This window comes from Komagataeibacter melomenusus, assembly GCF_013155395.1.
Taxonomy (GTDB): Bacteria; Pseudomonadota; Alphaproteobacteria; order Acetobacterales; family Acetobacteraceae; genus Komagataeibacter; species Komagataeibacter melomenusus.
Genome location: NZ_JABJWC010000008.1, coordinates 108013 through 118138, shown reverse-complemented (window position 1 = coordinate 118138; position 10126 = coordinate 108013). Strand labels below are relative to the sequence as shown.

Sequence of the window (10126 nt, the reverse complement as noted above, 5' to 3'; positions counted from 1 at the left end):
CCGCCACCTCGTGCAGCGCTCCCAGCGCCAGCCCCCCGCCCGGCAGACGCGCATCGATCTCGCGCACGCCAAAGGGCAGCATCTTACGGCGTCGGTCGCTGTGCCCTTCGAGACGGCTGATCGCGGCCCGCAGCGTCTCCAGACCGGGTTTTTTATTGAGTTCAGCAGTCATTTCACGGCTCGATGTCCCTTGTGCAGGCGCATTTCATGATTATATGTTCGTGATTTGTTCTGATGCGGCGATGGAAGTCAATGCAAATTCGCACTGCCTCAGGCATGATGCAGGACGCATAACCACCCGGAATTATTGGTGAAGGTAGCTTAAGGAATTGAATTCAGAGACTTCTCCCGCCTCAAACGGCGACGATTATCTGTCCCGTCTGAATGACGCGCAGCGACAGGCCGTCACGCACGGGACCGGAGTCTCGCCGGGCGGGGCGGATTCATCCCCGCTGCTGGTCATCGCCGGGGCCGGATCGGGCAAGACCAACACGCTGGCCCATCGGGTCGCGCATCTGATCGCATCGGGCGCCGATCCGCGCCGCATTTTGCTGCTAACCTTCTCGCGTCGGGCCAGTGTCGAGATGACGCGGCGCGTGGAGCGGATCTGCAAAACAGTGCTCGGCGACAAGGCTGGTCCTCTGGCCGACGCGCTGGCCTGGGCCGGGACGTTTCATTCCATCGGCGCCCGGATGCTGCGGGAATATGCCCAGCAGATTGGCATGGACCCGGCCTTCTCGATCCATGACCGCGAGGATTCCGCTGATCTGATGAATCTGATCCGGCATGATCTGGGGTTTTCGAAAACCGAAAAGCGTTTTCCCGGTAAAGGCACGTGTCTGGCCATTTATTCCCGTGTGGTGAATTCCGGCGCACCGCTCGCTGACGTGTTGCTGAAGCATTATCCGTGGTGCGCGGGGTGGGACGCGCAGCTCAGACAGCTCTTCGCCGGTTATGTCACGGCCAAGCAGGAACAGGGTGTGCTGGATTACGACGATCTGCTCCTGTGCTGGGCACAGATGGTCAGCGACCCAGTGCTGGCGGCCGATATCGGCGGCAAATGGGATCATGTGCTGGTCGACGAGTATCAGGACACGAACCGGCTGCAGGCGGAGATCCTGCTGGGCATGAAGCCGGATGGGCGCGGGCTGACGGTGGTGGGTGATGACGCGCAGAGTATCTATGCCTTCCGGGCCGCGACCGTGCGCAACATCCTCGATTTTCCGGCTTCCTTTAATCCTCCAGCGCGCGTCGTGACGCTGGACCGGAACTATCGCTCGACAAGGCCCATTCTGGATGCGGCCAACGCGGTGATTGGGGAAGCAGCCGAGCGGTTCACCAAGGATCTGTGGACTGAACGGGCCTCGGATGAAAAGCCGCGACTGGTCACCATCTGGGATGACACGGCCCAGGCGAACTATATCGCGGATCGTGTGCTGGAAGAGCGGGAGGCCGGCACGCCAATGAAGGAACAGGCGGTGCTGTTCCGGGCCTCGCACCACAGCGGCACACTGGAGGTGGAACTGACAAGGCGCAACATCCCGTTCGTGAAGTTCGGCGGCCTGAAGTTTCTCGACAGCGCCCATATGAAGGATGTGCTGGCTCTGCTGCGTTTTGCCCAGAACCCGCGCGACCGCATTGCCGGCTTCCGATGCCTGCAGCTTCTGCAGGGCGTGGGGCCGACCTCGGCCCGGCGCGTGCTGGATACGATGGGCGAGAGTGCCCATCCTTTCGAGGCGCTGAAAGATGTCAAAGCCCCGCAGCGCAGTGGCGAGGCCTGGACAGGGTTTGTGAACCTGCTCACGGCTCTTGGCGGCCATCAGGTCGGCTGGCCGGGCGAGATCGCGGCTGTAAGCTACTGGTATGAGCCGCATCTGGAGCGGCTACATGAGGATGCCTCCACCCGTCTGGCCGATCTGGTGCAGCTGGAGCAGATTGCCGGGGGGTACCCGTCACGGGAAAAATTCCTGACCGAACTGACGCTGGACCCGCCGGATGCCACATCCGATCAGGCCGGCGTGCCGCTGCTGGATGAGGATTATCTGATCCTCTCGACCATTCATTCCGCCAAGGGGCAGGAATGGAAGAACGTGTTCGTGATGAACGCCGTCGACGGCTGCATTCCGTCCGATCTTGCGACAGGCGAGCAGGACGACATCGAGGAGGAACGCCGGCTGCTTTACGTCGCCATGACGCGGGCGAAGGACAGTCTCGATATCATGGTGCCGCAGCGCTTCTATGTGCACGGTCAGCACAGCAGGGGTGACAGGCATGTCTATGCCTCACGCACCCGTTTCATCGACCGGGACATGCTGTCCCTGTTTCAGTTCGTATCCTGGCCGGTCGTGAAGCCGGAAGAGCAGGCCCGGCAGGAAGCGGCGAAGTCGGTGCGGATCGACATGGCCGCCCGTCTGCGCGGCATGTGGTCGTAAGGGAGCAGGTGGATGTGCAATCTCTATTCCATGACGTCGAACCCGCAGGCGATCCGGGACATTGCGAAAGTCCTTGAGGACCGCACGGGTAATCTCCAGCCACAGCCCGAAATCTATCCGAACACGATGGCGCCAATTGTGCGGAATGGCGAGAATGGCCGTGAACTGCTCATGGCCCGCTGGGGCATGCCGACACCGCCCGGTTACCTCAAGGGGCACAAAGTCGATCGGGGTGTGACCAATATCCGCAACCCGACCTCGACATGGTGGAAGCGCTGGGAGGGCGTGGCACATCGCTGTCTGGTACCGCTGACGGCGTTCTCGGAACCGGAGCGTCTGCCTGATGGGAAATCGCGGCCCGTCTGGTTTGGGCGGAATGATGGACAGCCGTTGGCCTTCTTTGCCGGCATCTGGTGTCGATGGACGTCCGTGCGGAAACTGGCGGACGGCGAGACGACGGATGATCTGTACGGGTTTTTGACCACCGAAGCCAATCAGGAAGTGGGCGCGATCCATCCGAAGGCTATGCCCGTCATTCTGACACAACCGGACGAACTGGATGTTTGGATGAATGCGCCTGTCGGCGAGGCTTTACGTCTTCAACGACCCTTGTCGGATGGCATGCTTGCTTGTGTCGATCCTCCGCGGCCTTTGGAATGACTGCAACGGGCGGGGACTCCGGTCAGTCCGCTAATCGGTTCCGGATGCGACAGGAGTTAGTTGCAGTTCCAGCATCTGTTAAAATGTATAGAAACTGGATGTAAATGATGGTCCAGTCTTGCGCAGCCCTCCCAAAACCCCAGGGATAATCCATGCACATTCCAGCTGCTTTTCGAGAAGACGACCCTGCTACATTGCGTGCGATCATCCGCAACGCCCGTCTGGCGCAGTTTGTCACCGCGACAGCCAAGGGGCCGATCGCAACACCGCTGCCAATGTTTCTGGACCCGGACGAGGGCGAATTGGGGGTGCTTTACGGGCATCTCGCCAAGCCCAACCCGCAATGGCAGAAACCCGTGCTGGGCGAGGCGCTGGCAATCTTTATGGGCGCGGACGCCTATGTCAGCGCTGGCTGGTATCCTTCAAAGCAGGTCAACCACAAGGTCGTCCCGACCTGGGATTACGAAGCTGTTCAGGCATTCGGTCCGGTAGAGTTCTTCAGCGATGCGAACCGCCTGCTCGATGTCGTCTCGCGCCTGACCGACCGGCACGAAGTGCACCAGAAGGCGCCGTGGCATGTCACGGATGCGCCGGATCCCTTTATTCAGGGACAACTCAAGGGCATCGTCGGGCTGCGCCTGCCGATTACCCGGCTGGTGGGCAAGCGCAAGATGAGCCAGAACCGCTCGGCCGAGGATCGGGCGGGCGTCGCCCATGGGTTGGCGGAAAGCAGCGATCCGCTGGATCGTGCAGTTGCCGGCATGATTCCGCTGGATGGCAAATAAGACAGCGCTTCCAGTTCTTGACATATCGTTCCAGAACGTCGATATGTCAGGACATGGCAAGACCCAAGGCATTTGATCGGGACGCAGCTCTGGCTGCAGCAACGAAGACTTTCGCGACCTATGGGTACGAAGGAACGTCGACCGCATTACTCGTCAAAAGCATGGGGATCGGCCGTCAGAGCCTATACGACACTTTCGGGGACAAGCATGCGCTGTATCTTGAAGCGCTGCAGCACTACTGCTTCGACAGTGTAGGACAGATCGCGGCAGCACTCCAGTCGGCCGGTTCTCCTCTGGCCGGAATTGAAGCCGCCCTGCTGGGCTTCGCGGCCCGCATTCAGGATGACACCATGTGTCTTGGCGTAGGCTCAATATGCGAATTTGGCCGACGTGACCGGGAAGTGGCCGCAATTGGCAAATCATCGGCCGCGAGCCTGCAGAACATTTTTGCCGCAACGATCCAGCGCGGCAAGGATCTTGGCGAAATTCCGCCGGAGATCGACCCGAAGGATGCCGCACGGTTCATCAATGCAACGTTCATCGGGCTGAAAGTCATGGCACGGGGGGGCGCAACACACGACGACCTGCGCGCCACCGTACAGATGGCCCTGCGCTGTCTTGGCTAGGCGAAAGCCCCCCTTTTTTGCTCTTTATTTGACTGTTCGTTCCATAACCATAAATGAACAGCCAGCAGATCGACCAGGAGTTTTCAACAATGAGCCTTTCACTGACCGGAAAAGTTGCTTTTGTTACCGGCGGATCGCGCGGGATCGGCGCTGCCATTGTCCGACGCCTCGCGGCAGACGGTGCAGCCGTGGCCTTTACTTATGCCGCCTCAGCCGATGAAGCCAACAAGGTCGCGTCCGAAGTCACTGCGACGGGGGACAAGGCCCTCGCCATCAAGGCAGACAACATCAGTGCCGACGAAATCAGGGCTGCCGTCTCCCGCACGGTCGCGGAGCTGGGCGGTCTCGATATTCTGGTGAACAACGCCGGCATCGTGCTCGGCGGCCCGGTGGACGAATTCGCGCTCGACACCTTCGACAGGATGTTCGCCGTCAATGTGCGCGGCACGTTTGTCGCGATTCAGGCAGCCGCTCCGCACATGAAGGAAGGCGGCCGGATCATCAATAACAGCAGCGTGGTCGCGCATTACACCGCATTCCCTGGCTCCTTTGCCTACGCGATGACCAAGGGAGCCGTCAGCTCCATGACGCGCGCCATTGCCCGCGATCTCGGACCGCGCGGAATCACCGTCAATGCGATCGAGCCCGGCCCGACCGAAACCGACAACATCAAGAACGATGCGATGCGCGACATGCTGCGTCCGCGCATGGCACTCGGCCGTCTGGGGTCGGATACGGAAGTCGCGAGCTTCGTGTCCTATCTCGCCAGCCCTGAATCCAGCTTCATCACGGGCTCCCTGCTGACGATCGACGGCGGTTACTCCGCCTGATCCCGGCCGACCGGAACCATTCCCAGCAAAGGACAGTCCAGATGTCAGATGCAGGAGAAACAGTCCGGCAGTTCGTCGCATCCTTCGAAAAGAGGGATGCGGACCTGATTGGGACATTCTTTGACGACACCATTGTGTTTTCCAACCACGGCGATCCTGAAGTGCGCGGAAAAGAGAACGTCGTGAAGGTCTGGAAGCGGGTCTTCGAGACCTTCGCGCAGGTGCGCTTCGAGACGATCCATCAGGCCGTCAACGGCGCGATCGTGCTGGCTGAACAGATCCATCACCTGGCCCTGCCGGGTCGCGAATCTGCCGCCATCCCCAACATGGCGACCTATGAGGTCCGCGATGGCCGGATCGTTCTCTGGCACGATTACAGCGACGGCCAGTCCGCCCGCGAGGCCCTGAACGCCACGAAGCCGCTTGCGGCTCCGCAGTCGTGACCTGACACACATCCCTTTTATTGAACCATTCCAAGGAAGACTGACATGCACGCTATCGTAATGCGCGAACCGGGTGGCCCCGAGGTTCTTGAACTGGTCGAAAGGCCCGACCCGGTGCCGGGGCCCGGTGAGGTTCTGGTCGATGTGGCCGCGGCCGGCGTGAACTTCATGGATACCGGCGTCCGGCGCGGGATGTTCTGGACAGAAGCCGATCCGAAGATCCTCGGCGTCGAGGGCGCGGGCCGCGTCCTGTCCGTCGGCGAAGATGTTGAGGATTTTCGGCCGGGCGAGCGCGTGGCCTGGGTCTATTCCCCCGGCAGCTATGCCGATCGCACCGTGATTCCGGCGGCGGCACTCGTGCCCGTTCCCGATGCGATTGACGATCAGACAGCCGCATCCGTCATGATGCAGGGCCTGACAGCCAGCCATTTCGCGACCGATTTCTATCCGATCCAGCCGGGTGAATTTGCTCTGGTCCACGCGACGGCTGGCGGGGTTGGCCTGCTGCTGACACAGATCATCAAGATCCGGGGCGGCAAGGTCATCGGCCGGGTGTCCTCGCAGGAGAAGGTCGAGATCGCGCGTCAGGCCGGTGCCGATCATATCATCGTGGATGCTGGCGGCAATTTTGCCGAAGAAGTCGTGCGTCTGGCTGACGGCGAAGGCGTGCATGTCGCCTATGACGGCACGGGCCCTGTGACGTGGCGGGCGTCGCTCGATGCTCTCCGCCGCTCCGGCACGCTCTGCTGGTTTGGTCCGGTGCTGGGTGGTCCCGGCCCGATCGAGATCACCAGCATCCCGAAGAGCATCAAGATCGGCTATGCGGTCTTCCTGGATCACATCCATACGCCGGACCTGCTGCGTGCCCATTCGGCGCAGCTTTTCAACTGGATCATCGAAGGCAAGATGAAGATCCACATCGGCGGCACCTACCCGCTGGCCGACGCCGCCCGCGTCCATGCCGACATGGAAAGCCGCAAGACGACCGGCAAGCTCCTGCTGATTCCGTAAAAAATGGAGAAGCCGGGATTATTCAGGGATGCGGAGTAGAGCGTTCCTGAATGCTTCTTTGCGTTATATCAGGTCACGTTATGGGACCTGTGATTCTGAGCCGGAATACCCTGATCGTAAGAAAACGGATACTATGACCATTTCATACTGCGTCATGCAGTTCATCGGAGCAAACAGGAAAGAACTGTCAAATCCATGTCAGCGTTTGGTGCACTGAAACAAAGTAATAAATAACCGAAATGAAGATCATTCGTCCCTCTATTCCTTCCTGATCAGTTCCAGACCCTCCTCGCATTTTGTCACGAAAAACTCGGAAAATGGTGTTTAAATTTCGTTGAATCGAAGAGGTTATTCTACTCGTAGCGGGACAACATCCTCCTTATCTCCCTTATCTCCCTTATCTTTTTTAGGAAAAGGCCTATGACGATCAATGGCCTTTTGCCGAAGACCGCATAAGAAGGCTGCGGTCGAAAATCCTGCTCTGTTGCCGGGAACAAAGAATAAAATGCTTCAGCCCTCTCGGGACCGAATAGATAGTAATAATGAAGCATATGATGAACAGAATGTTCACATAACTCATCTGACGTATAATCTGGCCAAAAGCAAATATGGAACTGACGATTTTGAAGAATGACTTATAGCTCTGCATGGTAATGACCCACATAGCGAATGAAAGAGCGACAAGAGCCTGCACTTCCGAATAAACTGCGCATACACATGGTCCCGTCCGTTCGGACAGTTTTGTGGGCTTGATAAGCTATACCCGGTTGTTGTTATGCCGCCATTCTGACGGCGTTGCTGTTGGCCATCTGGTCCGGGGTTAACCCCGGACCAGATGGCGTCGGCACGTCATGATACGCCTCATCGGGCGTTCGTCCAGCCAGCGCCGTATGCGGACGCCTTTCGTTATAGTGGGCGATCCATCTGCCAAGCCCGGCCCTCAGTTCTGATCCGGTCTCGAACGCGTGCAGGTAGACGCATTCATATTTCAGCGACCGCCACAGACGCTCGATGAACACGTTATCCAGCCATCGCCCACGCCCGTCCATACTGATGCGGATCTGACGCTCTTCCAGTATCCCGGTGAAACGGGGTGTCGTAAATTGCGACCCCTGGTCAGTATTGAAAATGTCCGGGGCGCCATAGCGCATGAGGGCATCCTGTAGCGCCTCGATACAGAACTCCACGTCCATCGTGTTCGACAGACGCCAGGACAGGACCTTGCGCGTGAACCAGTCCATGATCGCCACAAGATAGAGAAATCCCCGTTTCATGGGAATATATGTGATATCGGAACACCAGACCTGGTCAGGCCGATTGATGACCAGATCCCGTAGCAGATATGGATATTTCCGATGTTCCGGATGGGGCACGGTCGTGCGCGGCTTCTGGTAGATCGCCCGCAGGCCCATGGTCGCCATGAGCCGCCGGACCCGCTTGCGGCCCACTTCATGTCCCAGGCGGCGCAGATGCCATGTCATCTGCCGTGAGCCATAATACGGCGTTTCCAGGAACTGGGCGTCGATCAGCCGCATCAGCTCCAGATTGGCCTCGCTCTGTGGCACAGGCCGATAGTAGACGCCCGACCGGTTGAGTTGCAGCAGCGTGCATTGCCGGATTATCGGCAGACGCGCTCGCTTCGGGTCAATCATCTGCCGCCTCTGATCACGCCCAACCGAGCAGAGGCATCCCGCAAAAAATCCCGTTCCACCAGCAACTGGCCGATCTTGGCGTGCAGTTTCTCTACATCAGCAGGGCTGACTAAAGGTTCCGTTACTGACTTACCAGAAAAAAGGCTTGCCATGCCTTCGATCGCCTGGCGCTTCCATTGGGCGATCATCGTCTGATGCACGCCATGTTTCGACGCCAACTCCGCCAGTGTCAGTTCGCCACGGATCGCCTCCAGGGCAACCCGTGACTTGAACTCCGCCGCATACCGTTTCCGCGTAACCTTGCCCATAAAACCCGTCCTCGTTCAGGCCAGATGATAGCTTATCGCCCTGTCCGAAAAATGGGGACCACTTCTCATGTCTGCTATACGGAAAACAAAAAAGATCTCTACAGGTCTCGAATGAGGCGTATGCCGCCCGTCTGCTCCGGCATCACTGAGCAGACGGGCAGTTCAGGAGGCATTGCGGAATGTCGGCTGTCGGACTGGATAAGAAGTCAACCGGGCAGTCATATGAAGACAAAATGGAAACTCTTCTATTCGATAATTGAATGAGAAAAGCGGATATTTTTATGATCGATCTATTGTATATAGATTTTGTATGTGCTTAGAATTTTGGGAAAAATAACTTAGAAAAATGATGGTGTTAATCATAGTAGTATAATAATTCTAAACTATTCATCAGAAACCGGTTGTGGCGCAAATTAAATGTCAACGAAGAATGTCTTTAATTCAGATTTCTTTCTAAATGCAACGCTGGAGCAGGTTGCCGAATCTGTTTTAAAATTCATATACAAACACTTCGGAACCAATAAGTTTACAATTCACGAATTGATGATGAAAATATCCACGTCTGATTCTTACTCAAAAAATAGAATTGATTATAATAAAAGAATTGGTAACTCTTGGACGTTTTTGGAAAGCAACTATTTAATAGTAAGATACATAGATCGTTATGCCGGAATAGAATGGAATAGCCATAGTGAGGAGAGGGAGTTGGGAGAAAGGGCTCTTTCTCTTGATCTTGAGTCAGATATTTCTACTTATATTTCTAGCTTTCGTATTAATAAATCTTTTTTGCATGATGTATTGCAGGATAACGTGTGGTCATTATGGGAAAACGGAAATTATATAAATGCCATTACAGAATCCATGAAGTGGGTTGAGATAAAAGTTAGAGAGAAATCAGGGTTATTGCCATCGGATACCTCAACATCATTAATGAAAAAAGCTTTTTCTGTAGATAGGGGAAAATTAAAACTTTCAAATTTCAATGAAAGTGACAGCTCTTCGAAATCTGAGCAGGAGAGTGTCATGTTTCTTTTTTCTGGTGCGGTTGGATATTATAGGAATCCGGCTGTTCACAGAGAGATCGAATTGCCAAGTTCAAATGAAGCCATGGAAGTAATTTTATTTGCAAACAATTTATTGCGCATCTTAGATAATTTATTACATACACAATAGATTTTTAAATTATATCATAATATGATTGACCTGGTTCATATCCTGCGGCGCAGGCCTAACTGAAACAAATATCGTCGATTGCGCTGCGCGCCGCGTCCTGGAGTATATTGATGGCTCGAGATGCCACGCGTCTGATTTATGCCTTCATCTTGACCAAAGTGTTCCCGATGTAAATGCTCACATGGCTGGTCGAAATGGTTGAGCCA

The 10126-nt window shown here is 56.3% G+C and carries 9 protein-coding genes and 1 pseudogene; 8 read left to right on the top strand and 2 right to left on the bottom strand.

Features of this window, described 5'->3' with window-relative positions; translation table 11 throughout:
• A pseudogene (locus HNW77_RS17660) lies at positions 1-172 on the bottom strand (damage-inducible protein); the annotation flags it as partial.
• Positions 173-329: 157 nt separating this feature from the next.
• On the opposite strand from HNW77_RS17660, the gene HNW77_RS05410 reads away from it, so the two are divergent.
• From HNW77_RS05410 to HNW77_RS05380, 7 genes are all read left to right on the top strand, one after another.
• Positions 330-2432, top strand: a complete 2103-nt coding sequence (locus tag HNW77_RS05410) for an ATP-dependent helicase (RefSeq protein ID WP_172155889.1) — start codon at positions 330-332, stop codon at positions 2430-2432.
• Positions 2433-2444: 12 nt separating this feature from the next.
• Positions 2445-3092 carry an SOS response-associated peptidase gene (locus HNW77_RS05405; protein ID WP_172155888.1) on the top strand — a complete coding sequence of 216 codons (648 nt, stop codon included), beginning with the start codon at positions 2445-2447 and terminating at the stop codon, positions 3090-3092.
• A gap of 152 nt (positions 3093-3244) precedes the next feature.
• Positions 3245-3877 carry an FMN-binding negative transcriptional regulator gene (locus tag HNW77_RS05400; protein ID WP_172155886.1) on the top strand — a complete coding sequence of 211 codons (633 nt, stop codon included), beginning with the start codon at positions 3245-3247 and terminating at the stop codon, positions 3875-3877.
• Between the two features lie 53 nt (positions 3878-3930).
• A complete protein-coding gene (locus tag HNW77_RS05395) occupies positions 3931-4503 on the top strand; it encodes a TetR/AcrR family transcriptional regulator (protein WP_172155884.1) in 573 nt (190 codons plus the stop codon).
• 89 nt (positions 4504-4592) lie between these two features.
• Positions 4593-5333, top strand: coding sequence for an SDR family NAD(P)-dependent oxidoreductase (locus HNW77_RS05390; RefSeq protein ID WP_172155883.1), 741 nt, complete (start codon positions 4593-4595; stop codon positions 5331-5333).
• A gap of 41 nt (positions 5334-5374) precedes the next feature.
• A complete protein-coding gene (locus HNW77_RS05385) occupies positions 5375-5776 on the top strand; it encodes a nuclear transport factor 2 family protein (RefSeq protein WP_172155881.1) in 402 nt (133 codons plus the stop codon).
• A gap of 45 nt (positions 5777-5821) precedes the next feature.
• On the top strand, positions 5822-6787 hold the full coding sequence (locus tag HNW77_RS05380; RefSeq protein WP_172155879.1) for a quinone oxidoreductase family protein: 966 nt from the start codon (positions 5822-5824) through the stop codon (positions 6785-6787).
• A 773-nt stretch (positions 6788-7560) separates the two neighbouring features.
• Here the strand turns inward: HNW77_RS05380 and HNW77_RS05375 are convergent.
• A protein-coding gene (locus HNW77_RS05375; protein WP_172155878.1) for an IS3 family transposase occupies positions 7561-8747 on the bottom strand; the annotation gives its coding sequence in 2 pieces (ribosomal slippage) (positions 7561-8477 and positions 8477-8747; 1188 coding nt in all).
• Between the two features lie 417 nt (positions 8748-9164).
• Here HNW77_RS05375 and HNW77_RS05370 point away from each other — a divergent pair.
• A complete protein-coding gene (locus HNW77_RS05370) occupies positions 9165-9920 on the top strand; it encodes a TIGR02391 family protein (RefSeq protein ID WP_172155876.1) in 756 nt (251 codons plus the stop codon).
• The last annotated feature ends 206 nt before the right edge of the window (positions 9921-10126 follow it).

Coding starts and splice junctions, on each gene's coding strand:
- HNW77_RS05405 (WP_172155888.1), top strand. CDS start 2,445: ATGTGCAATCTCTATTCCATGACGTCGAACCCGCAGGCGATCCGGGAC.
- HNW77_RS05400 (WP_172155886.1), top strand. CDS start 3,245: ATGCACATTCCAGCTGCTTTTCGAGAAGACGACCCTGCTACATTGCGT.
- HNW77_RS05395 (WP_172155884.1), top strand. CDS start 3,931: ATGGCAAGACCCAAGGCATTTGATCGGGACGCAGCTCTGGCTGCAGCA.
- HNW77_RS05390 (WP_172155883.1), top strand. CDS start 4,593: ATGAGCCTTTCACTGACCGGAAAAGTTGCTTTTGTTACCGGCGGATCG.
- HNW77_RS05385 (WP_172155881.1), top strand. CDS start 5,375: ATGTCAGATGCAGGAGAAACAGTCCGGCAGTTCGTCGCATCCTTCGAA.
- HNW77_RS05380 (WP_172155879.1), top strand. CDS start 5,822: ATGCACGCTATCGTAATGCGCGAACCGGGTGGCCCCGAGGTTCTTGAA.
- HNW77_RS05370 (WP_172155876.1), top strand. CDS start 9,165: ATGTCAACGAAGAATGTCTTTAATTCAGATTTCTTTCTAAATGCAACG.